Origin of the sequence: Variovorax sp. V93 (assembly GCF_041154485.1) — a bacterium.
In the GTDB taxonomy this organism is placed as follows: Bacteria; Pseudomonadota; Gammaproteobacteria; order Burkholderiales; family Burkholderiaceae_C; genus Variovorax; species Variovorax beijingensis_A.
Genome location: NZ_AP028669.1, coordinates 3,146,957 through 3,170,867 on the forward strand (window position 1 = coordinate 3,146,957; position 23,911 = coordinate 3,170,867).

The 23,911-nt window shown below is 68.4% G+C and carries 20 protein-coding genes and 1 tRNA gene; 6 read left to right on the top strand and 15 right to left on the bottom strand.

Annotation, left to right across the window (positions count from 1 at the left end):
• Positions 1-40: 40 nt before the first annotated feature.
• From fae to cysS, 13 genes are all read right to left on the bottom strand, one after another.
• On the bottom strand, positions 41-553 hold the full coding sequence (gene fae, locus ACAM54_RS14995; protein WP_012748178.1) for a formaldehyde-activating enzyme: 513 nt from the start codon (positions 551-553) through the stop codon (positions 41-43).
• Positions 554-636: 83 nt separating this feature from the next.
• Positions 637-1,578 carry a triphosphoribosyl-dephospho-CoA synthase gene (locus ACAM54_RS15000; protein WP_369648072.1) on the bottom strand — a complete coding sequence of 314 codons (942 nt, stop codon included), beginning with the start codon at positions 1,576-1,578 and terminating at the stop codon, positions 637-639.
• Positions 1,578-2,528 carry a RimK family alpha-L-glutamate ligase gene (locus ACAM54_RS15005; RefSeq protein WP_369648073.1) on the bottom strand — a complete coding sequence of 317 codons (951 nt, stop codon included), beginning with the start codon at positions 2,526-2,528 and terminating at the stop codon, positions 1,578-1,580. Before ACAM54_RS15005 ends, ACAM54_RS15000 begins: the two co-directional genes overlap by 1 nt.
• 2 nt (positions 2,529-2,530) lie before the next feature.
• On the bottom strand, positions 2,531-3,538 hold the full coding sequence (gene mch / locus ACAM54_RS15010) for a methenyltetrahydromethanopterin cyclohydrolase (RefSeq protein WP_369648074.1): 1,008 nt from the start codon (positions 3,536-3,538) through the stop codon (positions 2,531-2,533).
• A complete protein-coding gene (locus tag ACAM54_RS15015) occupies positions 3,535-4,677 on the bottom strand; it encodes an ATP-grasp domain-containing protein (protein WP_369648075.1) in 1,143 nt (380 codons plus the stop codon). The genes mch and ACAM54_RS15015 overlap by 4 nt, the downstream gene beginning before the upstream one ends.
• A gap of 14 nt (positions 4,678-4,691) precedes the next feature.
• Entirely contained in the window at positions 4,692-5,609 is a 918-nt protein-coding gene (locus ACAM54_RS15020; RefSeq protein WP_145745023.1) for an NAD(P)-dependent methylenetetrahydromethanopterin dehydrogenase, read from the bottom strand.
• Positions 5,610-5,675: 66 nt separating this feature from the next.
• Entirely contained in the window at positions 5,676-6,719 is a 1,044-nt protein-coding gene (locus tag ACAM54_RS15025; RefSeq protein ID WP_369648076.1) for a beta-ribofuranosylaminobenzene 5'-phosphate synthase family protein, read from the bottom strand.
• Between the two features lie 226 nt (positions 6,720-6,945).
• Positions 6,946-7,038 (bottom strand) — tRNA-Ser (locus ACAM54_RS15030).
• Between the two features lie 26 nt (positions 7,039-7,064).
• Positions 7,065-8,333: an aspartate kinase gene (locus tag ACAM54_RS15035; RefSeq protein WP_145745019.1), complete on the bottom strand. Its 1,269-nt coding sequence runs from the start codon at positions 8,331-8,333 to the stop codon at positions 7,065-7,067.
• A 70-nt stretch (positions 8,334-8,403) separates the two neighbouring features.
• Positions 8,404-9,381 carry a tRNA lysidine(34) synthetase TilS gene (gene tilS / locus ACAM54_RS15040; RefSeq protein ID WP_369648077.1) on the bottom strand — a complete coding sequence of 326 codons (978 nt, stop codon included), beginning with the start codon at positions 9,379-9,381 and terminating at the stop codon, positions 8,404-8,406.
• 24 nt (positions 9,382-9,405) lie between these two features.
• Positions 9,406-10,386: an acetyl-CoA carboxylase carboxyltransferase subunit alpha gene (locus tag ACAM54_RS15045; RefSeq protein ID WP_145745014.1), complete on the bottom strand. Its 981-nt coding sequence runs from the start codon at positions 10,384-10,386 to the stop codon at positions 9,406-9,408.
• Between the two features lie 16 nt (positions 10,387-10,402).
• Entirely contained in the window at positions 10,403-11,056 is a 654-nt protein-coding gene (locus tag ACAM54_RS15050) for a DNA-3-methyladenine glycosylase (protein ID WP_369648078.1), read from the bottom strand.
• 17 nt (positions 11,057-11,073) lie between these two features.
• A complete protein-coding gene (cysS, locus tag ACAM54_RS15055) occupies positions 11,074-12,450 on the bottom strand; it encodes a cysteine--tRNA ligase (protein WP_369648079.1) in 1,377 nt (458 codons plus the stop codon).
• A gap of 191 nt (positions 12,451-12,641) precedes the next feature.
• Here cysS and ACAM54_RS15060 point away from each other — a divergent pair, with 191 nt between their 5' ends.
• From ACAM54_RS15060 to ACAM54_RS15085, 6 genes are all read left to right on the top strand, one after another.
• Positions 12,642-13,232: a tetratricopeptide repeat protein gene (locus ACAM54_RS15060; protein ID WP_145745008.1), complete on the top strand. Its 591-nt coding sequence runs from the start codon at positions 12,642-12,644 to the stop codon at positions 13,230-13,232.
• A gap of 82 nt (positions 13,233-13,314) precedes the next feature.
• On the top strand, positions 13,315-13,914 hold the full coding sequence (locus ACAM54_RS15065) for a peptidylprolyl isomerase (protein WP_369648080.1): 600 nt from the start codon (positions 13,315-13,317) through the stop codon (positions 13,912-13,914).
• 30 nt (positions 13,915-13,944) lie between these two features.
• On the top strand, positions 13,945-14,457 hold the full coding sequence (locus ACAM54_RS15070) for a peptidylprolyl isomerase (RefSeq protein ID WP_012748192.1): 513 nt from the start codon (positions 13,945-13,947) through the stop codon (positions 14,455-14,457).
• A 102-nt stretch (positions 14,458-14,559) separates the two neighbouring features.
• A complete protein-coding gene (locus tag ACAM54_RS15075; protein WP_369650982.1) occupies positions 14,560-15,330 on the top strand; it encodes a UDP-2,3-diacylglucosamine diphosphatase in 771 nt (256 codons plus the stop codon).
• Positions 15,331-15,599: 269 nt separating this feature from the next.
• Positions 15,600-16,391, top strand: coding sequence for a zinc-dependent peptidase (locus ACAM54_RS15080; protein WP_369648081.1), 792 nt, complete (start codon positions 15,600-15,602; stop codon positions 16,389-16,391).
• Positions 16,392-16,621: 230 nt separating this feature from the next.
• Positions 16,622-16,915, top strand: a complete 294-nt coding sequence (locus ACAM54_RS15085) for a GYD domain-containing protein (protein WP_145745002.1) — start codon at positions 16,622-16,624, stop codon at positions 16,913-16,915.
• An 86-nt stretch (positions 16,916-17,001) separates the two neighbouring features.
• Here ACAM54_RS15085 and ACAM54_RS15090 read toward each other — a convergent pair whose 3' ends face one another.
• Both ACAM54_RS15090 and ACAM54_RS15095 read right to left on the bottom strand, forming a co-directional pair.
• Entirely contained in the window at positions 17,002-19,914 is a 2,913-nt protein-coding gene (locus ACAM54_RS15090; protein WP_369648082.1) for a DUF349 domain-containing protein, read from the bottom strand.
• A gap of 129 nt (positions 19,915-20,043) precedes the next feature.
• Positions 20,044-23,868 (bottom strand): DUF748 domain-containing protein, encoded by a 3,825-nt coding sequence (locus ACAM54_RS15095; protein WP_369648083.1) that lies wholly within the window; start codon positions 23,866-23,868, stop codon positions 20,044-20,046.
• Between the last annotated feature and the right edge of the window lie 43 nt (positions 23,869-23,911).

Here is a 23,911-nt window from a genome sequence, read left to right on the forward strand (position 1 = left end):
AAACCGACGCGGTTCACGCGCCGGTTTTTTTTCTTGCGGCTCAGAGGTGGGCTGCGAACGGGTGTGCCGTCGTGCCCTTCTTGTCGACCACTTCCGCGGCGGTCGGCGAGCCGGCCACGGCGCGCTGGATGGCCTCGCGGGTGGCCTGGTAGTTGTAGTCCTGGATCTTCTTGTCGTCGTCGGCAAGCCAGTGGATGAACACGCCGACGCAGATGAACAGGTTGTCCGCCTCCGCCATGGGGATGGTGCCATCCTCGACGCTGTCGGCCACCGCCAGCGCCACGGCGCGCTGCGCCGGCCCGAACATCTGCACCGCCTGCTTGGCGCCCTTGATGGTCACTTTGTTGAACATCACGGTGGCCGGCTTGGTCAGCAGGTTGGGAGCCACGACTGCGAGCAGCGAAGTGAAGCCGTCCTTGTTGTTCGTCAACGCATTCGCGAAGGCGGTCTCGGCAGCGCTGCCGCGCGGTCCGATGATCAGGTCGATATGGGCGACTTCATTGCCGTCGCCAACGAGCGATTCGCCCACCATCAGTCGATCGATTTTTGCCATGGTTTCGAGTCTCCTCTCAGAGGTCCAAGGTGATTAGGGTCAATACGACACCGGTCAGGAAGACCAGCGCAAAGCCATGGGTATCACGATCCGTGCCATCCGTTCGCCGCCTCGCGTGCGGGCGCCGCGCACGAGCGGATCCAGCCTGACAGCAGCAGCGCCGCCACGGTGAAATCGGCGCTGGTCCCGGGGTTGACGCCCGCGGCCTTGAGGGAAAGGTCCCAGGCCGCGAAGCCGGGGTCGGCATCGAGCGCCACGCCGGCGCCGGCGCGCCCCTGCCAGGCCTGCGCCGCCGTCATGACAGTCTGTGCCACGCGCTCGCCGTGTTTTCGAACAATGTGTGAATCAGGAAAGGCGCTCAGGCAGGCCAGGTAAAGCCGTTGGACCGAAGCCACAGTGGCCGCATCGGGCGGCGCTTCGGCATCGGCCGGCGCTTCGCTGCAGCCCGCCGGGTGGACTGGCGCCTGGAACGCCAGGGCGAAAAGATCCGCAAAGCCGTCGCGGTACTGCCGCGCGATGAGATCGCGGTCCGCAGCAAGGGCCATGGCGGCCCGCAGATCGACGCTGGGTGCATCGCGCACGTCTTCGGCCGGTGCTGTCCCCAGTCCGCCGGGATGGGCGCGCGCAATGGCGCGATAGGCGGCGCGGGCATCGTCGATGTCGAGCGTGGCCAGCACGCCCTCGACGGCCGCGCGCAGGGCCGCGGGGGTTCCGGCGTGGGGGTGCTGCTCCACCGCCAGCGCAATCGGCGCGCACAGCAGCAGGATGCCGAGGTTGGTGTTGCACCCGGCCACCGCCCAGGTGGCCTCTACCGCGGCCTCGATGCGCTCGCCCACACGCAGGCCCGGCTCGAACAGCGCCCCGGCCGCGGCCTGGGCGCTGGCAATGAACATCGACGCCTGCATGCCATGGCCGGGCGAGGCCTGGCTGACGTTGCCGGGCTTGCGCACTGCAACGTCGAGCCAGCAGGCGCGCAGGAAGCAGGCCCGCGCACGCTCGATGGCCAGCTGCCGCGCGTTCATCATCAGGCGCGGCGCTCCGGCGGCAGGCTCTCTTGCGCGCGGCGGCGCGCCTGCGCGAGCTTGCGGTCGAGCAGGTCGTCGACGATGGCGCGCGCGATGTTGAAGCCCGTCACGCGCTGCAGCCCCTGCCAGGCGGCCACGCCATTGACCTCGAGCACCTGGATCTTCGGCCCTGTGGCCGCGGCGATGAGGTCCACGCCCGCGTAGTCCATGTCGAGCGCCTGCGCCGCGCCTTCGGCCAGTTGGGCGAGCGCGGGCTCCAGCACGGCCGGCTCGCAGCGCGCGCCCTGGGCCACGTTGTGGATCCAGTGCATGCTGACGCGCCGCATCGCGGTGACGGCGCGCCCGCCGACCACCATCACGCGCCAGTCGAAACCCGGCGAGGCCATGGGCGGCACGAAGCGCTGCAGATAGGCCAGGCCCGCGTAGCGCGCATCGATGTCGGGCATCGGATGATGAACGCCGTCGACCTCGCCCACCAGCTGCAGGTTCTTGCCCTGCGAGCCGAACAGGGGCTTGAGCACCAGCGCATGGCCCGCGGCCATCTCGCGCATGGCGATGCGACGCGCCTGCGCCGCCGATTCGGTGGCCCAGGTGGCAGGCGCAGGAATGCGCGCGGCATGCAGCAGCAGGCTGGTCATCGACTTGTCGACCGTGCGCTCGATGGCGCGCGCATCGTTGTAGACCGGCACGCCCAGTTCGCGCAGCGCATGCAGCACGCCCAGGCGCTTGGTGACCTGCTCGAAGCTTCCGCCGGCAATGCCGCGCACCAGCACCGCATCGGGCAGCTCGCGGCCGTAGCCGGGAATGACCAGGCCATGCCATGCCGCGGTGGTGTCGATGTTGCAGTCGGCCAGGTCGACGCAGCGCCCCACCGCGCCGCGTGCGCGCAGCGCGGCCTGCAGTTGGCGCGTGTGCCAGCCGATCTCGTCCGTCATGATGACGATGCGCATGGTCAGGCCTCCTGCAGCCACAGCCGCTGCAGCAGCGCCATGTCGGGTGCGCCGCCATGCCAGGTGTTGCCGCTGTCGATGTTGCTGACCCACACTTCGGCCGGAGCGAACAAGGCGCCATCGATCTTGTAGAAGTCGTACGCGACCTCCTTGAAGATCTCGGCGAACGAGCGCCCGTGATCGCGTGAATTGCGCGACGGCAGCGCACGCGCCAGTTCGCGCGCCGCGCCGTCGTCGCCGCGGACCGTCAGGTGCACGCGGCCGCCGTACAGGATGGCGTCGTTGGTGCGGCCCATGGCCTCGACACCATCGGCGCTTGGCGACGGCAACGGCGCGGTGCCGGCGCCCTCGACGATGTTGCCCAGCGCAAAGCCCAGCTCGTGCGCCTTGTGCAGCGCCACCTCGAGCACACGTGCCACCACCTGCGTGGTGCCCGCGAGGCTGGTGGTGGGCGTGAGGATCAAGGTCAGCGCTTCGGCGGCCAGGCCGCAATCGCGCAGCAGCTTGTCGATCACGATCTTCGGTGGCGCGCGATCGACTTCCAGCACCAGCACACCGCAGGGCGCATGGTCGCGGTAGCCCAGTTCGGCAAAAAGTTTTTCCTTGACCGCCAGCGCGCGCGCCGGCCCCGAGCCGAGCGAGAAGAACTTCTTGCCGCCAGTCTCTTCCTTGGTAGCCGCGAGGCTCCAGCCGGCGTACTGGCTGCCAAGGCAGGCCAGCACCGGCTGCGAGCTGCGCACGTCGAGCCAGGTGGGCCAGCCCTCGGCGCTGCCGCCGCTGCGCAGATTCACATGCCCCAGCCCGCCCATGCAGATCTCGCCGATCTGCAAGCCGGCCGCCACGCTGCCGCGTGCCTCGATGCCGGCATCGAAGATGCGCGCGCCGCTGTCGTCGCGGCGCAGCTGCAGCCCGAGCGCATCGGCGTCGACCAGCAGGCGCTCGACCAACGGCCGGGCCAGCAGGTTGACGCTCAGGCCCGACGCGGCCGCGGGCGGGAAAGTGTTGCTCATGCCTTGGTCTCCAGTGATTGCAGCAGCCGCTCGCGGCCTTCGTCCAGGCGAGTGCGCACCTGCTGCGCGCTGCTTCCGCTCGCCGTCAGGGTGCACACGGGGTCGTCGATGTCGAAGCGCTGGCCGGCTTCGGGCAGATCGCGGATGCCGGGCCATGCAGCGAGGCGCTGCGCCAAGGCCGCGTCGAGCTGCAGCGGCTGCCGCGCGAACACGATTTCGATGCCTTCGACCTCCAGCGCATGCGATGGCACCGGCGACGGCAGCTCCCCATGCAGGCAAGCGTGCAGATGCGCCTGCATCACGCCTGGCGAACCGGCGCGCGCCTTGTAGAGGCTCATGCTGGCCGGCGGCCTCGGGTTGACCTCCAGCACGCCGATGGCGTCACCGTCGCGCATGAAGTCGAGGCTGCACAGGCCGCGCAGTTCGAACTCCACGGTCAGTGCGCGCGCGATGGCCGTCACGCGGCGTGCCATGTCCTCTGCCACAGGCACCGGCCCGACGGCGCCGCAGAACACGAAAGGCCGCGTGCCGAAGCGGCGTACGGTCTGCTCGTTGAAGCCGAGCACCTGCACATCGCGGCCATTGGCGATGAAGGTGGCCGACATCGGCAGCCCGGCCATTTCGCGCTGGAAGTAGTGGTGCGAGGACGGCGGCTCGTCCATCGACCACGGCGCATGGCGCACATGCCAGCCGCCGCAGCCGTGCGCGTCTTTCATGAGCCATCCGGCGGGATCCTCGGGCGGCTGCAGCAGCACTTGCGGAAAGGGGATGACCTGCGCCGCAAGAAAGCCGAAGAAGGCGGCCGGATCGCGCAGGCGGCGCACGGCCGCGGGCGCGGTGCCGATCAGCGGCAGCACGGCCGCGCCCTCTTCCAGCAATTCGGGCTCGCCTTCGAAGCCGCTGCCTGCGATCCAGCCCAGCACCGGCTCGCCAGCCTCTGCGAGCGTGCGCAGCGCGGCCAGGACGCTGGCCGCATCGATCTGCAAACTGCCGGGCGCGCCAATGGGCAGCCAGCGCGAGGCCGCGCGGCGCGTGTCGACATCGCCGAACAGGTCGAGCGCGACCACCTGCAAGCCATCGCTCGCCGCCGCCTCGGCCATGGCGCGCGCGGAGATGGCGGCAACGGCGATCGTCTGCATGGTGCCCGCGGGCTTCAAGCCGTCTTTCCGGCCTGCTCGACCAGGAACGCGCGGGCCACCGCAAAGGCTTCGGGAAAGCTCAGCACCTGCGCCTTTTCAGCCTCGCACATCTGCACCAGCAGCCGATGCTGCGTCTGGTACTTGACGTTGCCCACCGCCAGCGCGCCGATGGCCACGGCCTGCGTGCCGGCCAATGGCTTGGCGTCGTCCATCACGCCGACGCCGGCAATGCCTTCGGGCGGCACGGCGTTCACGTCGGCCGCGACCTTGAGCCGCGTCGCGGCACCGAGCGCCTCGCTCGACACCACCTGCACGCCTGCGGCCGCGCAGGCCAGCAGCACGTCGGCATCGGCGATGGAGCGGCGCACGGCGTCGGGGTCGCCGCCCGAGAGGCCGTGCAGCTTCACGCCGAAGCGCTGCCCGGTTTCGTCGGCCGCTTCCTGCGCCGCGTCGATGCCGTTGCGGCTGGACAGGTACACCTCGGCACCGGCCTGCGCCGCGATCACACCGGCCACGCGGCCCACCGGACCCGTGCCGCCGAGGATCACCACGCGCTGGCCTTCCAGTCCCTGCCCATGGTGGCGCTTGAGCGCGGCCTCGACGCAGGCCACCATGGCCGCGGCCGTGGTGTAGGCGCCGCTCGGATCGGCCATCGCCGAGACGACGAAGGGCTTGACCATCGACGTCCGCGCGCGCTCTAGCATGTCGGCCGCCAGCTGCGCGTCGCGTCCGCCGATGAAGATGCCGGTGCGTGCCACGCCTTTGGGCCCGCGCGAGAAGATGGTGTCCTGCGTCAGTCCGGTGATGCGGTCCAGGCCCACTTCGCAGTAGGGCACGATGATCTGGTAGCCGGCGTCCGCTGCCATGTTGATGTCGAACGGGCTCATCTGTTGGCCGGGGGTGAACATGTGGAGGATGCGGGGACGTTCCATGAGGGCCTGCGTTGGTTGATATTGATGTGGAAGGTTGAGGCGTCGGGTGGCCTGCGCCAGCAGGATTCAGCGGTTGCGCGGCTCGGCGGTACGTTCGCGCACCACCGCCCCGCGGTTGCGGCCCGAGACGATGCGCAGCCCCAGCCGCGGATCGAGCTGCCCGGCGGCGCGCGCAGCATCGACCAGCATCTCGGCCCGCACGTGCGAAGGCATGATCGCGAAACTCGTGGGGCCCCATGAACTCTGGCCGATGGCGGCGTCATGCCCGCGGCTCGCATCCGCGAACCAGTGCATCAGCCGCCCGACGGCCGCGCTCGTGTAGATGCCGCCCTGCGCGGGCGCGAAGTGCTCGCCGAGCAGTTGCTGCATGCGGTTGATGCCCGCGGCAAACGGTGCGAATTCCGCCCGCGCGGCGCCGGGCAGCACCCGCATCAGCACCTGGTGGCAGATCTCGGCCGCGCCCGCCTGCGGCAAGGGCGGCAAGGCCGCAATCGCCTTTTTCTCCGCGCCGCCCGACAGGCCCTTGTGCGCGGGGTCCTGGACGACGATGACGCGCCATTCCTCGGGAAACTCGATGCGCGACAGCAGCGGCGCGGGCAGTCCGTCAGGGCCCGGGCCGCCATCGAGGAGCAGGCCGCCGCTGTCGAAGCCCGCAATGCCGACCCCTGAGCGCAGGCCGCGGCCGAGCCAGTGCGCCAGCGTGCCCGTGTCCAGATCGAGGCCATGCCATTCGGCAAAGGCCCGCCCGATCGCCGACGCGAGCTGCGTGCCCGAGCCGAAGCCCGCATGCGGCGGCAGCGCATGGCGCAGCCGCAGCGACAGCGGCGCGTGGCGGCCGCTGCGCTGCTTCAACACCGCCAGATAGTCCGCCGCGCGGGCCAGTTCCGCTTCGCCGGCCGGCGTGTCGGCCGCCAGGTGGTCCGCCGCGGACGCCGACAGTTCCACGTCGGTGGTGAAGCCGTCGATCACCAGCCCCAGGCTGCCGAACGCGCGCCCGAGCGAGCCCGAGGGGTCCAGAAAGCCCAGGTGCAGGCGCCCGGGCGCGCTCACGTCCACCGTGCGAACGCTCTGGTCGAGCCTGGAAGCAAAGGCGAGGTCGGCGGAAGTCATGGGCGGCGGTGTGCGACGAGGCGAGGTCATGGACCCGCTTGTCATAGCAAGGGCCGTTCCGTCCATGCGCCCAGAGGGAGCACCGGGGCCAGGGCGCGTTCAGGAGGCCGCCGATGTCCCAGGAGCGGGACAATGTGTCACGGCGTGCGGGGGCGGCGGCAGGGGCAGCTGCGCGGCGCAGCGTCCCAATGAAAAACGCCCCGTGAGGGGCGTTTTTGTTGCTATCTGGCGGAACCGGAGGGATTCGAACCCTCGATGAGGCTCTACACCCCATACTCCCTTAGCAGGGGAGCACCTTCGGCCACTCGGTCACAGTTCCTGAAAGAAGCCGAGATTATGCCACCATCAGGCAGCCGGTTGGTCCAGGTCGAAGGCTTTGTGCAGGGCGCGCACGGCCAATTCCATGTATTTCTCGTCGATCACGACCGAGGTCTTGATCTCGCTGGTGGAAATCATCTGGATGTTGATGCCCTCTTCGCTCAGCACGCGGAACATCTTGCTGGCCACGCCCACGTGGCTGCGCATGCCGATGCCCACGATGCTGACCTTGCAGATCTTGGTGTCGCCCACGATCTCGGTCGCGCCCAGCGAGGGCATGACCTTCGACTGCAGCAGGTCGACCGTCTTCGCATATTCGTTGCGGTGCACGGTGAAGCTGAAGTCGGTCCGGCCGTCCTTGCTGAGGTTCTGGATGATCACGTCGACTTCGATGTTGGCGTCTGCCACGGCACCGAGGATGTGATACGCGATGCCCGGCTTGTCGGGCACGCCGAGCACCGAGATCTTGGCTTCGTCGCGGTTGAAAGCGATGCCGGATACGACGGCTTGTTCCATGTTTTCGTCTTCCTCGAAAGTGATCAGCGTGCCGGACTTGGCCTCTTCATTGATGTCGATGTCCCACGGCGTGAAGCTCGAGAGCACACGCAGCGGCACCTTGTACTTGCCGGCGAATTCCACCGAGCGGATCTGCAGCACCTTGGAGCCCAGGCTCGCCATTTCGAGCATCTCTTCGAAGCTCACGGTCGAGAGGCGGCGCGCATCGGGCTCCACGCGCGGGTCGGTGGTGTAGACGCCGTCGACGTCGGTGTAGATCAGGCACTCGTGCGCCTTCATCGCCGCCGCAATGGCCACGGCCGAGGTGTCGCTGCCGCCGCGGCCCAGCGTGGTGATGTTGCCGTCGTCGTCCACGCCCTGGAAGCCGGTGATGACCACCACCTTGCCGGCGTCGAGGTCGGCGCGCACGCGCTCGTCGTCGATGCTTTCGATGCGCGCCTTGGTGTAGGAGTTGTCGGTGCGCACCGACACCTGCCAGCCCGCGTAGCTCACGGCTTCCATGCCTTCGGCCTGCAGCGCAATGGCCAGCAGCGCGGAAGAAGCCTGTTCGCCGGTCGAGGCGAGCATGTCGAGCTCGCGCCCGTGGGCCTCGCTCGGTTTGCTCGGCGCCAGCTCCTTGGCCAGGCCGAGCAGGCGATTGGTCTCGCCGCTCATGGCACTCGGGACCACGATCATCTGGTGGCCGGCGCGCGCCCACTTGGCGACGCGCTTGGCGACATTCTTGATGCGCTCGGTCGAGCCCATCGACGTACCGCCGTATTTGTGAACGATCAATGCCATGGATGAATTCAGAGAAATGGGAAGGGCCGCCGCTGCACCCCCGAGTGCCAGCGCGGCGCCCTGCAAGCCGTCAGCGCGAAGCCTTGGGCGAGGGCCCGGAATTGTACCAATGCAGCAGATCGCCCCTGCGCTGGGCAAATCCGTTGGCCACCTTGAGGTGGATCCGGTGGCCGCGCGTGGTGCAGGCGCGAACCTGGTCCAGCAACTGGTCGAGCTGCGCCGCGCTGGGTGCGCAGCCGTGCGCCTGCATCAGCCAGTGTCTCAGCACATTGGCCTGCCGTGCGCGCGAAAGCGCCTGCAGCACGGCGATGCGGGGCGGGCTGCCCACCACGGCCAGGTCTTGCGCCGCGAGTTCGCCCAGCAGCTCCTGCGCCTGCGCGGCATGGCCGATGCTGCGGGCGAAGGTGGCGCGGAACTGCGGGAAGGTCCGCTCGAGCGCGGGCAGCAGCACGGCGCGGATCCGGTTGCGGGTGTAGCGCTCGTCCTCGTTGGTCGGGTCCTCGATCCAGGGCAGGTCGACACCCTTGAGCCACGCGCGGATGTCGGCGCCGGGCACCGCCAGCAGCGGGCGGTAGATGTCCAGCCCGTTGCGCCGCGCATGCGCGGGCATGGCCGCGAGGCCCGGCAGACCGGCGCCCCGGGAGAGCGCCAGCAAGAGGGTTTCGACCTGGTCGTCGGCATGGTGCCCGAGAACTATCGATTCGATAGCGTCGAGCGCCGTATCCATGCGCGCCATGGCTGCAAAGGCGTCGTAGCGGGCGCGCCGCGCCGCATCTTCGGGACTGTCGCCCTGCGCATGGCGTGCGTCCACGCGGTGCACCACCAGCGGCACGCCCAGGCGTTCGCACACGGCCGCGCAATGGCGTTCGAAATCGTCCGCGGCGGCCTGCAGGCCGTGGTGCACATGAAAGGCAAGCACCTGGCCGGGCCAGGCCGAGGCGCAAGCCGCCAAGAGGGCCGTGGAATCCGCACCGCCGCTGAAGCCCACCGCCAGCGGCAGATGCGCCGGCTCGAACGCGGCCATGGCGCGTTCGAAGGCTTCGTTCATGGAGGGAGCAGCGCGCCGGCTTCTTTACCTGCCGGTGTCGGCCTTGGTGTCGTTGAAGCGCCCGTAGCTCTGCAGGCGTTCGTAGCGGCGCTCGAGCAGTTCCTTCGGCTTCAGGTCGCTGACCTGGCGGAAGGCGTCGTTGAGCGCGCGCTTGAGGAAAGCGGCCATCTGGCGATGGTCGCGGTGCGCGCCGCCGACCGGTTCGTTCACGATCTTGTCGACCAGGCCCAGCGCCTTCAGGCGGTGCGCGGTGATGCCGAGCGCATCGGCCGCTTCCTGCGCCTTGTCGCTGGTCTTCCAGAGAATGGAGGCGCAGCCTTCGGGGCTGATGACCGAGTAGATCGAATACTGCAGCATCACGAGCTGGTCGCCCACCGAAATGGCCAGCGCCCCGCCGGAGCCGCCTTCGCCGATGATGGTGACGATGATCGGCACCTCGAGCTGCGCCATCTCGTAGATGTTGCGGCCGATGGCTTCGGACTGGCCGCGCTCCTCGGCGTCGATGCCCGGATAGGCACCGGGCGTATCGACGAAGGTGAAGACCGGCAGCTTGAACTTCTCGGCCGTCTTCATGAGGCGCAGCGCCTTGCGGTAGCCCTCGGGCTTGCTCATGCCGAAGTTGCGCGCGGTGCGCTCCCTGGTGTCGCGCCCCTTCTGGTGGCCGAGCACCATGCAGGGCGTGCCGTTGAAGCGCGCCAGGCCGCCCACGATGGAGAGGTCGTCGGCAAAGTGCCGGTCGCCGTGCAGTTCGACGAAGTCGGTGAAGATCTCGTTGACGTAGTCGAGCGTGTAGGGCCGCTCCGGATGCCGCGCGATCTTGGTGATCTGCCAGGGCGTCAGGTCGCTGTAGATGTCCTTGGTGAGCTGCTGGCTCTTCTTGCCGAGCTGGTCGATTTCCTCCGAGATGTCGACCGCCGATTCGGTCTGTACATAGCGCAGTTCTTCGATCTTGGTTTCGAGTTCAGCAATGGGCTGCTCGAAGTCGAGGAAGGTTCGTTTCGCCAACGTCTTCTCCTGTTGTTCAGTATGCGACCGGTACCGGGTCGAGCGATCGCCAAATATACCAAGTCGCCACGCTGCAATATGGGGCCCAGGCCACGGCGACGTCGCGGGCATCGCTGCGGCTCACGGGATCGCCCGAAAAATAGTTGACGCTGATGCCGTTGAGCAGGCCCAGGTCGTCGACCGGCAGCACGTTGGGGCGCATCAGGTGGAAGATGAGGAACATCTCGGCCGTCCAGCGGCCGATGCCGCGGATGGCCACGAGTTCATCGATGATGAGCTCGTCGGCCATGTCCTTCCAGGCGTCGACGTGCACCGCGCCCGAATCGAAATGAATGGCCAGGTCCACCAGGTACTCGATCTTGCGCGCCGACAGCCCTGCCGCGCGCATGTCGTCGACCTTCAGCTTGAGCACGTTGGCCGGCGTGAGCTTGCGCGGCAGCACCGCGAACTTGTCCCACACGGTCTGCGCGGCCTTCACCGAAATCTGCTGGCCCACGATGCTGCGCGCGAGGGTGGTGAACGCGTCGCCGCGCGATTCGAGGCAGGCGTCGCCGAACTTCGGGATCAGCCGCTTCATCACGCGGTCCTTCCTGGACAGGTGCTTGCAGGCCTCCTCCCAATAGTCCGGCGTATAGATCTGGACCGCCGGATTTTTCGAGGAAGCAGGCATGGGATTCGTGGTTCCGTTCACTGCGCTGCGGCCCAGGTTGTGCCGGTGGGCGAATCCTTGAGCACGATGCCCTGCGCCAGGAGGTCGTTGCGGATGCGGTCGGCCTCGGCAAAGTTCTTGGCCGCCTTGGCGGCCGCGCGCGCGTCGATCTGCGCCTGGATGGCGGCTTCGTCCAGCGTGGCGCCTGCGCGCAGGAAAGCACGCGGGTCGCCCTGCAGCAGGCCCAGCGAACCGGCCAGCGCCTTCAGCAAGCCGGCTGTTTCTGCGGACTTGGTGCGGTTGACTTCGCCGGCCAGCTCGAACAGCACGGCGATGGCCTCGGGCGTCCCGAAGTCTTCGTCCATGGCGGCCTTGAAGCGCGCGGCATGGGGCTGCGTCCAGTCGATCACTGCTTCGGCCGGAGCGACCAGATCGAGCGCGGTGTACAGGCGCTTCAGCGAATTGCGGGCGTCGTCCAGGTGTGCGTCGCTGTAGTTGAGCGCGCTGCGGTAGTGCGTGCGCACCAGGAAGAACCGCAGGCTCTCGGCGTCGTACTTCTGCAGCACCTCGCGGATGGTGAAGAAGTTGCCCAGGCTCTTGGACATCTTCTCGTTGTCCACGCGCACGAAGCCGTTGTGCACCCAGAAGCGCGACAGCGGCTTGCCGTTGGCGCCTTCGCTCTGCGCGATTTCGTTCTCGTGGTGCGGGAACTGGAGATCGGCGCCGCCGCCATGGATGTCGAAGGTTTCGCCGAGCGTGGCGCAGCTCATGGCCGAGCACTCGATGTGCCAGCCCGGCCGGCCGGTGCCGTAGGGGCTTTCCCATTTGGCGTCGGCAGGCTCGGTCGGCTTGGCAGCCTTCCAGAGCACGAAGTCGAGCGGATCCTGCTTGCCGTCGAGCACGGCCACACGTTCGCCCGCATGCAACTCGTCGAGCGACTTGCCCGACAGCTTGCCGTAGCCCGGGAACTTGCGCACCGCGTAGTTCACGTCGCCGTTGTCCGAACGATAGGCCAGGCCCTTCTGCTCGAGCTTCTCGATGATGCCCAGCATCTGCGGCACGTATTCGGTGGCGCGCGGCTCGATGGTGGGAGGCTCGATGCCGAGCGCGCCGATGTCCTGGTGCATGGCCGCGATCACTTCGTCGGTCAGCTCACGGATGGTGATGCCGCGCTGCACCGCGCGCGCAATGATCTTGTCGTCGATGTCGGTGATGTTGCGTACGTAGGTCACGGCGTAGTCGCTCGCCCGCAGCCAGCGCTGCACCACGTCGAAGGCCATCATCATGCGGGCATGGCCGATGTGGCAGAAGTCATAGACCGTCATGCCGCACACGTACATGCGCACCCGGCCCGGTTGCAATGGGGAGAACTCCTCCAGTTCACGCGAAAGCGTGTTGTAGATGCGCAGACTCATGAGGCTCGGAAAGCGTCGCTTCGCGCTCGTGCGGTACGGGCGAACGACGGTGTATTTCAGGGGTGACGGGACAGTGGCCACGAGGGGTTGGACATGGCCCCTCGGCTACAATGCACCGCAGTATAAACGGCTGCTGCCGTCTCATTCCGGGTGTTTTCGAAGCCCGCATTTCCCACTCCTGCCGAGGCTTCATGAAGCACGTCGCGTTCTCCAAACTCTCCATCGCCTTCGCACTGCTGTTCAGCCTGTGGGGTTCGGCTGCCTACGCCAACGACTACGACGACGTCAACCAGCTGCTGCGCCAGGGCAAGTCGAACGAGGCGCTCGTCAAGGCCGACGCCTACATTGCCGGCAAGCCGCGCGATCCGCAGATGCGCTTCCTGCGCGGCGTGATCCTCACCGAGCAGAAGAAGCAGAACGAGGCCATTGCCGCGTTCACGCAGATGACGCAGGACTTTCCCGAACTGCCCGAGCCCTACAACAACCTGGCGGCACTCTATGCAGCGCAAAGCAAGTTCGACCAGGCGCGCGCCGCGCTGGAGCAGGCGCTCAGGCTCAACCCCAACTACGCCACCGCGCACGAGAACCTCGGCGACGTGTACGCCCGACTGGCGGCCCAGGAATATGTGCGAGCGCAGCAATTCGCCAGCACCAACGCCAGCGTGGCGCCCAAGCTCTCGCTGATCCGCCAGATCTTCACGCCCAAGGCCGAGGCCGATGCCGCAGCCCTGCCGGCGGCACCGCCGGAAGTGCGCAAGCCAGTCGGCCGCGCCAGCAAATAGCAACAACCGTCGGCAGCATCCCGGCCGCGGCCGCTTGCATTGCCCGGTCCGCGCCCCACATCATTCGCACACGGAGCCATCCTTGACGATCCAAGCCCCTTCCCTGTCCACCCGCTTCAGCCGCCGCGGCGCGCTCATGCTGGCCGCCTCGCTCGCGCTTGCCGGCGCCGTCCATGCGCAGCAGCCCGGTCCGCGCGTGAAGCTCGCCACCTCGGCCGGCGACATCCTGGTCGAGCTCGACCAGGCCAAGGCGCCCCAGACGGTCGAGAACTTCCTGCAGTACGTCAAGGACAAGCACTACGACGGCACCGTGTTCCACCGCGTGATCGACGGCTTCATGATCCAGGGCGGAGGCTTCACGGCCGACATGCAGCAGAAACCCACGCGCGCACCCATTCCGCTCGAAGCCGGCAACGGCCTGAAGAACGACCGCTACACCATCGCAATGGCGCGCACGGGCAATCCGAACTCGGCCACCTCGCAGTTCTTCATCAACGTGAAGAACAACGACTCGCTCAACGCGCCCAACCCCGACGGCTACGGCTACACGGTGTTCGGCCGCGTCGTGGCCGGCACCGAGGTGGTCGACAAGATCCGTGCCGTGCAAACCGGTAACAAGGGCGGCATGCAGAACGTGCCGCTCGAACCCATCATCATCAAGTCCGCCACACTGGCGAAATAATTTCCGAACATCCGAAGGAAGGACTCCCTCATGAGCAACCCCAAAGTCGAACTCCACATCAAGAACTACGGCGTGATCACGCTCGAACTCGACAGCGCCAAGGCGCCGAAGTCGGCCGAGAACTTCGTCAACTATGTGAAGAACGGTCACTACGACAACACGGTGTTCCACCGCGTGATTCCGGGCTTCATGGTGCAAGGCGGCGGCTTCGAGCCCGGCATGAAGCAAAAGCCCACCGGCGCCGAGATCGAGAACGAAGCCAACAACGGCCTCAAGAACGACAACTACACGGTGGCCATGGCCCGCACCAGCGCACCGCACTCGGCCACCGCCCAGTTCTTCATCAACGTGGCCGACAACGGCTTCCTGAACCACACTGCTCCCTCGGCCCAGGGCTGGGGCTACGCGGTGTTCGGCAAGGTCACCGGCGGCACCGACGTGGTGGACAAGATCAAGGCCGTGAAGACGGGCCGCAAGGGCTTCCACGACGACGTGCCGCTCGAGGACGTGGTCATCGAGAAGGCCGTCCTCGTCGCGGAATAACGAACGGATGCCACGCGGCATGAGCGCAGCGCCGGGCCGCCCCAAGCAAGCTCGCTCCCGCTTGGCGGGAAGCCGCGCAGCGCCAAGGGTGCATCAGTGAACATGGCGGAACATCCGGTTTTCAAGGAACTGCTCGCCCCGCCCGCGTGGCGCACCGTCGACCTGATCTCCGACCTGCACCTGCAGACCGACGAGCCCGCCACCTTCGAGGCCTGGCGCGGCTATCTGCAGACCACGCCGGCCGATGCACTCGTCATCCTGGGCGACCTGTTCGAGGTGTGGGTGGGCGACGACGCGGCCGCCCTGCCCGGCTTCGAGGCCGAATGCGCCGAGCTGCTGCGCCGCACGGCCGAGCGGCTGCCGGTGTACTTCATGCACGGCAACCGCGACTTCCTCGTGGGGCCGGCGCTGGCCGCCCGGTGCGGCTTCACGCTGCTGGACGATCCCACGGTGCTGGTGCTGCACGGCGAACGCTGGCTGCTGAGCCACGGCGACATCCTTTGCCTGGACGACACCGACTACCTCAAGTTCCGCGCCCAGGTGCGCACGACCGAATGGCAGGCCTCGTTCCTGGCCAGGCCGCTGGCCGAGCGCCGCGCGCTCGCGCGCTCCATGCGCGCGCAAAGCGAGGACCGCAAGCGCAATCCCTCGGCCGTCTGGGCCGACGTGGACGGCGGCGCCGCGCGCCAGTGGCTGCAGCAGGCGCGCGCGCACACGCTGGTGCACGGCCACACGCATCGCCCGGCCGATCACGACCTGGGTGACGGCCTCAGGCGCATCGTGCTCAGCGACTGGGACGCCGCGGCCCATCCGCCGCGCGCACAGCTGCTGTGCCTGTCCCCCGCCGGCGCGCAGCGCGTCGATCTGCGCTAGGGCCTGTTGACGCTATGGAAGGGGTCGCGAAGCTCGCCACAGCCCGTCCATCAAGGCGCGCGACGCCGTGCGTGCGTCCGCACGCACAAGGAGCGCAACGCCGAGGGGTGGGCTGTGGCGAGCTTCCCTGCGGGTTGCTTCGCCAAGGGGCCGCCTGCGGCGTTGCCCGCGCTTGCAAGGCCAAAGCCTTGCTGCGCCCGGGCGCCTTGCATCCAGCCCCTTGGCGAAGCAACGCGATCCCCTTCCATAGCGTCAACAGGCCCTAGCCGATGTTCAAGTGGCTGCGCCGGCTGCGCGCCCTGCCCCCTATCCCTGAAGACGCCTGGCAGGCCACGCTGGCGCGCTATGCCTTTCTTGGCGAGCTTCCGCAGGACCAGCAACTGCGGCTTCGAACGCTGTCGGCCGAATTCCTGCGCGACAAGGAGTTTCACGGCACGCAAGGCTTCGTCATCACCGACGAGGTCGCGCTGGCCATTGCCGCACAGGCGGTGTTGCCGATCCTCAACCTGAAGGGCGGCCTGGACTGGTACGACGATTTCGTCGGCATCGTGGTGCATCCGTCCGAGGTCGTCGCACGGCGCAAGATCGTCGACGAAGCGCAGGTGGTGCACGAATACGACGAGGTGGTGGCCGGCGAGGCCATGGACCGCGGGCCGGTGATGCTGAGCTGGCAGGACGTGCTCGCGAGCGGCATCACGACGGGCGGCGGCTACAACGTCGTGATCCACGAATTCGCCCACAAGATCGACATGCGCGCGGGCGACGCCGACGGCTGCCCGCCGCTGCCGCCCGGCTTTGCGGGCAAGCGCAGCGCGCGCGAGGCCCGCGCCGCCTGGCTCGCGGTGCTGCAGCCGGCCTATGAAGACTTTCGCGAGAAGACCATCCTGGCCGAGCGCTTCGGCGCGGAGCCGCCCTGGCTGGACGACTATGGGACCGTGTCGATCAGCGAATTCTTCGCTGTGGCCTGCGAGGCCTACTTCGTGAACCGTCCGAACTTCGCCCGGGACTTCCCCGCGGTGCTGGTTCTCTTCGATGCGTTCTTCCGGCCTGAACGGGCCTGATCGCCCATCACGCCTGCGTTTCCTTGCTTACGCGCACGATACCGGCCCGCATACCCTGTCCAGGGTAAGAGTCGGCCGCGGGTGCCTTGCCTTTGCGGGCCCCGGGCGTAGCATCGCTGCCGCCATCGCCTTCCACAGCACCGCTGCGCGCGTGATGACGTGAAGCGTCGCCGTCGGGGGCGGCGTTGCCTCATGTGATTCGTCCCCCGCGGATAACACAGGAGCGAAAAATGGTGACCTATATCGGTATGCTGAACTTCACGGACAAGGGCATTCAGAGCGTCAAGGAAACCACCAAGCGCGCCGCTGCCGCCAAGGAAACCGCCCAAAAACTCGGCGTCAATATGCGCGATATCTACTGGACCATGGGCGACTGCGATGTGGTCTGCGTGCTGGAGGCCGACGATGAGCAGGCGCTGGCCGCATTCAGTCTGGCTGTCGCCATGCAGGGCAATGTGCGCACGCGCTCCCTGCGCGCCTACACCGCCGGGGAAATGGACGGGATCCTGGCCAAGCTGCCTTGAGCCGGGCTGGGCTTTTTCAGGACGGATCAGGGAAATGAAAAAGCCCGCGCGCGGCGGGCCCTTTCTCGTGAACGCACGCTGGCGCCTTATTTGCGCAGCAAGGCCTTCAACGCGTTCTGCAGCCGGCGCGCACTCGCGGGGTCATGGGCCGCCGCCAGCACCTTGCCGGCATCCTGGCCCCAGGTCTGGGCCGGCGCGGGATCGCCGCGCTTGGTCAGCAGCTTGAGCTGCAGCGCACGGCGCGCATCGAGCTGCTCGGCAGGCGTCGGCACTTCAGCGGCCATTTCGAGGCGCAGCAGTGCTTCTGCGGCTTCGTCGGGCGCAGCCTTGGGCGCCGCGCCGATCGCCTGGGACCAGCCGCTGCGCACCGCGGGCGTGATCGCGCGTCCGAGTTCCTGCACGCTGGGCAGCCGCGAGGCGTCGCGCTGCTCCCATGCGCCAAGCACTTGCGTGAGCGCTTCGCCGTGGGCCTGGGCCGCGAGCTTGCGCAGCGCGAGGTCGGCGCGCTCGAGCGCCTCGCGCTGGGCGCGGAAAGCGGCGTCGCCGAGCCGCGGACCACGGTCCTCGAAGCGAGGCGGACGGTCGCCGAAGCGGCCGGCCGGTGCACCGCGACCATCGGGACGCGCTGCACCGCGATCGCCTGGGCGGCCCGGGCCGCCCGGTCCCGGACGGGCGCCGTCGCGCCGGTCGCCGAAGCGCCCGCCTGCACGGCCCGCAGGCACGGCCTCGGCCTTCTTGTTGCCGGGCCGGTCGTCGCCGCGCACCGCGACCACAGGCTTGGGAGCGGGCTTCGGCGGCGTGGGCGGTGCCTTGGCCTCTTCGGCCACGGCAGCTTCGCCGGCGTCGTGTGCCGCAACGTCGGAGCGCGCCGATGCATCGGCACCGTCGGCCGGTGCAACGAGGTCCGGGGTGGCCGCGGCATGTGCCGGAGCGGGCGTGCCCGGCTGCGCTTCCGCATCGCTGGAACCCGGCGCCTGCTCGGCGCTTTCGCCGAACTCGGCTGCGGCCTGTCCGGGCGCGACCACTTCGGTGGCGCCCACGGCGGGGCCGTCGCTGGAGGGCTCGGGCTTTGCGGCAGGCGCCGGCGGCGGCGCTTCGCCACGCAGCGCGGCTTCGAGCCGCGCGATGGCGGCGCGGATCTTCTGCACGTCGCCGCCGGCATTGGCCGCGTCCAGCGCCTTGGAGGCCTCGAGCACATGGCGGTCGTGCTCGCTCATTGCGGAAGAGACCTTTTCGCGCTCGGCCGTCTTGCGGTTGAAGGCTTCGTCGATGGGTGCGCGGAACGCGTCCCACAGCTTTTGCTCGTGGCGGCGGTCGAGCGGCACGCTCTGGGCCTCGGCCTGCCAGCGCTGCTGCAGCGCCTTGACGGCATCGATGCGCAGCATGGGCTGGGCGCCGAGCTCGGCCGCCTCCGCGATCATGGCCTGGCGCCGTTCGATGCTGGCCTTTTGCGCCGCCTCGAAGGGTGCGCGCGCGGCACCGAAGGCTTCGTTCCACTGCGGCTGCAGTTCGGCAAATACTTTTTCGCCCACGTGGCCGGCATCGCGCCAGCGGTCGGCAAACTGGTGCAGCGCGCGGTTGTGCGCCTTCAGGTCGGTGGGGTTGGCGTGTTCGGCCGCCCAGGCCCGCACTTCTTCGATCAGCGCCACGCGATGGGCGCGATGCTCCGCCGCATCGGCACGAACCTTTTCGAGCCAGGCCTCGACCACCTTGTGGGCTTCGTTGCAGGCTTCGTCGAAGCGCTTCCACAGCGCGTGGTTGGGCACGCCGCCCTGGTCGGCCTGCTTCCACTGGTCGCGCAGCGAGCGCAGCGTTTCCTGCATTTTGCGGCCGCCGAGCGCCTGGCCTTCGGGGCGCTTGAGCAAACCTTCGGCCTTGGCGACCAAGTCTTCGCGCACCTTGTCGGCGCTCCAGCGCTGCCAGCCTTCGAGCTCGCCGGCTGCGACCAGCGCCGCATGCACGCGCGCTTCGAGCGGCGCCTCGACCAGCTTGCCGTGTTCCTTCAGCACCGCGCGCAAGGCGGCGGCCGCGCCGGCGCTGGCCTTGCCGTGGCCTTCGGCGGTTTCCTGTTCGAGCTTGGCCAGGGCCGCCTGCACGGCGTCCTGCGCTGCTGCGCGCACGGACGGATCGACCTTGGGCGCTGCAGGCTTGGCGGGTGCCGCCTTGGGTGCGACGACCTCGCCGCGCGCGGCGCGAAGCTCGTCGGCCCACACCGGCACCGGCGGCAAGGGGGCCGCAGCGTCGGCGGCCGCGGCCTGCGCCTGGGCCAATGCCGCATGGAAGGCATCCGAGACGACCAGCAACTGCGCCTTCGACGATTCGAGCTGCGGCGCAAACCTGGCGTCCAGGCTGCTCCAGTTGGCATCGGCCGTGATGTCGGCGGCCTGCTGCTGCCAGTGGGCCACGTCGGCGCGCAGTGACTCCTCGGCGGCCTGGGCGTCCTGCCAGCCCTTGGTCGACAGCACTTCGAAGCGCTGGGCCAGCAGCACGGCGGCCTCGCGGTGCACCTGGGCGCGGTGCTGCAGGTCTTCGATGCCCTTGACGCGTTCGGCCAGTTGCACCTTGAAACCCGCCAGCGGCTCGCGCGACAGGGGCGCGCCGGCCTTGGCGGCGTCGCGCTGCCAGGCGAGCGCATCGGCGATGTTGAGCTTGGGCTGGGCCAGCAGCGCCTCGGCCTTTTGCGCCCATTCGGCGGCGATGGCCTCCTGGCTCTTGGCGCGCTTGAGTTCGTCGAGCTTTTCGCGCAGCAGGCGCGCCGCGCCCTTGTCGCGGCCGCTCAGCTCCTTGAAGACTTCCTGCATCTGCTCGGGCGCGGGGTTGCCGGCGAGCCAGTCGCGGATGCGCGCGGCGCGCTCGCCCGAAGTTGGCGCGGTGAAGGCGCCGCCGGTGAGCGTGTCGAGGGCCTGGAGGTCGTGTGGCTTGGAAGAAGTAGAGGTCACTTGCGCGAAATCGTTGTCTGAAGAGAGAAAGCGAAGGCGCCGGCAAAGGCCGGCGCACATCGACATTTTCACCCAGTTGTGGCGGGCGGTTGAATTCCATGCCGCAACCGCAGCCAAATGGCTGCCGGAAGCGGGCGCGGGATGGCTACCTATATGGCGAGACGGGGCGGAAAACCAAGTGGGTGTTTGTCACTTCATGGCCAGGTCGAGCTCGGCGCCGGGCTTCCAGTCGCCACCGCTCGCCTTGGTCTTCACGGCACCGAGGAACAGGCGTTCGCTCGGCAGCTTCTGGGCCAGCAGGTAGTCGCGCACCACGGCGCCGCGCTCCACGGCCAGCTGCCGTATCGACTCCTCGTCGACCGGAATGCTCGCGAGCAGCAGGTTTTCCATTTCCTTCACCGGCAGGTCCTTGGCGAGGCCGACCATGTTGCGCGGCTTGGTGATGTCCGCGCGCTTGTACACGGCGGTCAGCAGCTCGGGGTATTCGGCATCGGTCACCGGCGGCACCTCGGTGCCCGCCTGGCCGCCGCGCACCGCCACGCGCCGCTTCTCGGCCTGGGCGAGCTGGCGCAGGCGCTGGCGCTGGTAGGCGTCGCGCTCCTTTTCGAGGCTGGCCGTGCCGACCACCGTCATCTGCAGGCTCGGACGCTCCGTCAGCGCCTTGACGACCTTGTCCAGGCTCTCCTTGGCAGTGGTACTGAGCACGGCGCTTCCGGGCTCGAAAGTGATGGTGCTCGACTCGCCGCTGCCGCCGCCGAGCCCGCCGGTCAGCAGGCTGAACGGCGAGGTCACGGCCTTGACGATCAGGTTGACCACCGCCTTGAAGATCAACGGGCCGATGCTGAACTGCGGGTCGTTGAGCGAGCCCCTGAGCGGCAGGTCCACGTCGATCACGCCGTTGCGGTCGGCCAGCAGCGCCACCGCGAGCCGCACCGGCAGGCTGTTGGGCGCACCCTGCACTTCGTCGCCGAACTGCAGCTGGTTGAGCACCAGCTTGTTGGAGGCCGTGAGCTGGCCATCGGGCGCGATCTTGTAGTTGACGTCCATGCTCATCTTGCCGCGCTCGATGCCGTGGCCGGCGTAGCGCACCGAATACGGCGACAGCGGCGCCAGGTCGAGATCGCGCATCTTGGCAGTGATGTCGAGTTCGAGCGGCTTGGCCAGCGGGTTGAGCTTGCCGGTGATTTCCAGCGCGGCCGTCTGCTGCGCCTTGCCGCGCAGTTCCAGGTCGGCCAGCGCGGGGCGGCCGCTTTCGCCCTTGGGCGGGTTCGACGAGAAGGAACTGAGCTTGCCGGTCAGTTCGCTCAGGTCGGCCGAGTAGTTGGGCTTCACGAACAGGTCGGTGAAATCGACCCGGCCGTTGACCAGGCTCATCGGGCCGAAATTGATGACCGGCTTGGGCCCCGAATCGGCTTCGGCCTGCGCAGCCGCCACGGGCGCTGCGGCCGGTTTGGCCGGCTCGGGGGCGCCGCCGACCATGGCCTCGGCCGACACCGGCGCACCGCCGCCACCCGATGGCTGCTGTGGCCCGCCGCGCGTCGTGGTGGTGGTTCCGCCGAGGCTGCGCCGGGTCTTGACCTCCGCGCTTGCCGCGGCTGCGGCGTTGGCCTCCGCTTCCCCCTTCTTGGTGAGGTTCACCAGGTTGAGCCGGCCGGTGGGATCGACGATCACGCGGGCGAAGAAATCGGTCAGCGTGGTTTCCCGCACGTCCACCGCCGGTGCGGCGTTGGGCGCCATGCTCACCTGCAGGCCGCGCAGGCTCAAGGTCTTCCAGCTCAGCAACTGGTTGGTGTTGCGGTCGAAGCCGGGCGACTGGGTCAGCGAGATGCTGTTGGCGCGGAAGTCGTCGAGCGCCGTGTCCCCGGCCAGCTTGATCGTCATGCCGGCTGGTGCGCTCGCATAGCGCACGGTTCCTCTGTAGCTTGCGAAGGCGCGGCGAATGTCGACGTTGAGCGCGTCGGCGTAGTAGGCCTTGAAGGCATGGGCGGGAAACGACGCCACTTCGAGCCGGCCCTCGGCCGACAGCGGCTTGAGCACCATGTTGCCCTTGTAGTCGAAACGGCCCGGCTCCGAACGCCTGGAACCGATGCGCCCCGAGACCTGCAAAGGCGAGACCGTGCCGGTTTCGGGCGCGACCTTCTGTGCCTTCAGGCTGAATGCCGTGATCTCGACGACCACCGGCGTGGCGCTGGCCTTGTCGGCATAGGAAAGCGTGCCGTTGTCGACCGCCAGGGTGCCGATGGTCAACGCCCAGGGTTTGGTGTTGGCGCCGGGCGGCGCCGCTTCGGGGCCTGAGCCGGCGGGCTTGGGCGCGGCCGCCTTGGCCTGCACCGCTCCGCCGCCGCCGGCCGGCACCTTGAGCCAGCGCTCGAACATCCAGCGCTTTTCGCTGTCGCGCTCGACCTGCACCTTGGGATTGGTGGCAGTGAAGGAGGCCACGTTCAGCGTGTGCCTGGTCATGTCGACCTCGGCATCGACCAGCTCGAAGCGGCCGACGCTTGCCAGCGCGGTCTTCGCCTGGGTGAGCGCCAGGCCATCGACGGCCAGGCGCCGCGCCTTGAACCGGAGATCGGGCCGGGCCCAGGCGACGTCGATCTGCCCGCTGAGCTTGCCGTCGAGCGTGGGCTCCAGGCTGTGCGCGAGGTACGGAGCCGCCAGCGACAGCGGCAGCGCATCGACCTCGGTCTGCACCTCGGCCACCTTGTCGGTGGCGCTGCCCTGGAACTTGAGCGTGGCGCCGGCAAGGGCGGTGCTGCCGCTGAACCGGGCCGGCTTCTCCATGGGCCAGGTGAGCCCGGTCAGGTCGAGGCCGAGCGCGGTCGTCTCGATGGCCGCGGCCGGCTGAACGGTTTCATCGCGCCACCCGATGCGCCCGCCGCTGAGGGCCACCTTGTCGACCTGGACCTTCAGCTTCGGCTTTTCGGGGGCCTTGCCGTCCGGCGCGCTTGCGGCGGCGGCGGGGGCTTGTGCCACCTTCTCTGCCGCTCCGGTGGCCGGATCGGTGGCCAGCAGGTTCAACTGGCCCTTGGCATCGCGCGCGACCGCAAGCTGCGGATTGGCCAGCGCGACTTCGCTCAGGTGAAACACCGCTTCCAGCGGCCGCACGTCGGCCAGCGCCAGCTTGAGCGAATCGAAACCCAGCAGGTCCCGCCCCCGGGCATCGCCGAGCTTTGCCTTGTGCGCTTCGACGGTGCCGGTGATCTTGAGGCCGGCGGTGGCGGCCTGCTCGAAGTCGATCTTCAGGTCGGCATCGAGGCTGCCCGCCTGCAGCTGCACGGGCAGGCCGCCCGGGATGTAGCCCAGGTACGGCGCCAGGTCGAGGCCCTTGAACTGCACATGGGCATCGGTCTTGCGGCTCTTCGCGAACGGCGTGGTGAGGGCTGCCGAATCGAACTTGCTGCCGTTGAGCGCAAAAGCCAGCTTGGGCTCGGTGTTGATGTCGCGCTTGGAGGCCAGGTTGCTCAGGAACGGCACGTTGAGAACGAAGCCGCGCAGTTCGTGCCTGCGCTTGACGGTCTGGTCGTCGAAATCGACCGCGCCGTCCCTGATCGAGATGTTGTAGATCGCAAAGCGCGCCGGCTCGGCCTTGGGATCGGGCGGCGGGCCGGCTGCGAGCTTGGCCAGGATGTCGTCGATGTCGTACTTGCCGTCGGCCAGGTGCGTGAGCAGGATGGCCGGCGCCTCGACCGTCACCGCATCGATCACCGGCGCCAGCCGCAGGATCGACTGCAGTTCTGCGTCGGCATAGATGCGCTTGACCGCCACCTGGGGCCGGCTGCCGTCGGCCGTGGCTATGCGCAGGTCGTGCAGTGCGAGCTCAAGCGTCCAGGGCTTGAAATCGATCTTGCCGACGGTAACCTGCCGGCCCAGCTTTTCGCTCGCGATCTTCTGGAGCTGGCTCTTGGCAATCGGCGGCACCGCCAGCCAGGCGACGACCCAGAGAGCCAGGAGAACCAGCAACGCGACGATCCCACGTCGCACCCATTTGTTTTGTTTGAGCGAAGCTACATCCATCGCGGGAGTGTGCCGCAAAGAAGCAGGCCGCCAGAAACAAGAA

What these genes read in the sequence shown, in the direction of transcription:
- fae (WP_012748178.1), bottom strand. Translation starts at nt 553, where the DNA reads ATGGCAAAAATCGATCGACTGATGGTGGGCGAATCGCTCGTTGGCGAC.
- ACAM54_RS15000 (WP_369648072.1), bottom strand. Translation starts at nt 1,578, where the DNA reads ATGATGAACGCGCGGCAGCTGGCCATCGAGCGTGCGCGGGCCTGCTTC.
- ACAM54_RS15005 (WP_369648073.1), bottom strand. Translation starts at nt 2,528, where the DNA reads ATGCGCATCGTCATCATGACGGACGAGATCGGCTGGCACACGCGCCAA.
- mch (WP_369648074.1), bottom strand. Translation starts at nt 3,538, where the DNA reads ATGAGCAACACTTTCCCGCCCGCGGCCGCGTCGGGCCTGAGCGTCAAC.
- ACAM54_RS15015 (WP_369648075.1), bottom strand. Translation starts at nt 4,677, where the DNA reads ATGCAGACGATCGCCGTTGCCGCCATCTCCGCGCGCGCCATGGCCGAG.
- ACAM54_RS15020 (WP_145745023.1), bottom strand. Translation starts at nt 5,609, where the DNA reads ATGGAACGTCCCCGCATCCTCCACATGTTCACCCCCGGCCAACAGATG.
- ACAM54_RS15025 (WP_369648076.1), bottom strand. Translation starts at nt 6,719, where the DNA reads ATGACTTCCGCCGACCTCGCCTTTGCTTCCAGGCTCGACCAGAGCGTT.
- ACAM54_RS15035 (WP_145745019.1), bottom strand. Translation starts at nt 8,333, where the DNA reads ATGGCATTGATCGTTCACAAATACGGCGGTACGTCGATGGGCTCGACC.
- tilS (WP_369648077.1), bottom strand. Translation starts at nt 9,381, where the DNA reads ATGAACGAAGCCTTCGAACGCGCCATGGCCGCGTTCGAGCCGGCGCAT.
- ACAM54_RS15050 (WP_369648078.1), bottom strand. Translation starts at nt 11,056, where the DNA reads ATGCCTGCTTCCTCGAAAAATCCGGCGGTCCAGATCTATACGCCGGAC.
- cysS (WP_369648079.1), bottom strand. Translation starts at nt 12,450, where the DNA reads ATGAGTCTGCGCATCTACAACACGCTTTCGCGTGAACTGGAGGAGTTC.
- ACAM54_RS15060 (WP_145745008.1), top strand. Translation starts at nt 12,642, where the DNA reads ATGAAGCACGTCGCGTTCTCCAAACTCTCCATCGCCTTCGCACTGCTG.
- ACAM54_RS15070 (WP_012748192.1), top strand. Translation starts at nt 13,945, where the DNA reads ATGAGCAACCCCAAAGTCGAACTCCACATCAAGAACTACGGCGTGATC.
- ACAM54_RS15075 (WP_369650982.1), top strand. Translation starts at nt 14,560, where the DNA reads ATGGCGGAACATCCGGTTTTCAAGGAACTGCTCGCCCCGCCCGCGTGG.
- ACAM54_RS15080 (WP_369648081.1), top strand. Translation starts at nt 15,600, where the DNA reads ATGTTCAAGTGGCTGCGCCGGCTGCGCGCCCTGCCCCCTATCCCTGAA.
- ACAM54_RS15085 (WP_145745002.1), top strand. Translation starts at nt 16,622, where the DNA reads ATGGTGACCTATATCGGTATGCTGAACTTCACGGACAAGGGCATTCAG.
- ACAM54_RS15090 (WP_369648082.1), bottom strand. Translation starts at nt 19,914, where the DNA reads ATGTGCGCCGGCCTTTGCCGGCGCCTTCGCTTTCTCTCTTCAGACAAC.
- ACAM54_RS15095 (WP_369648083.1), bottom strand. Translation starts at nt 23,868, where the DNA reads ATGGATGTAGCTTCGCTCAAACAAAACAAATGGGTGCGACGTGGGATC.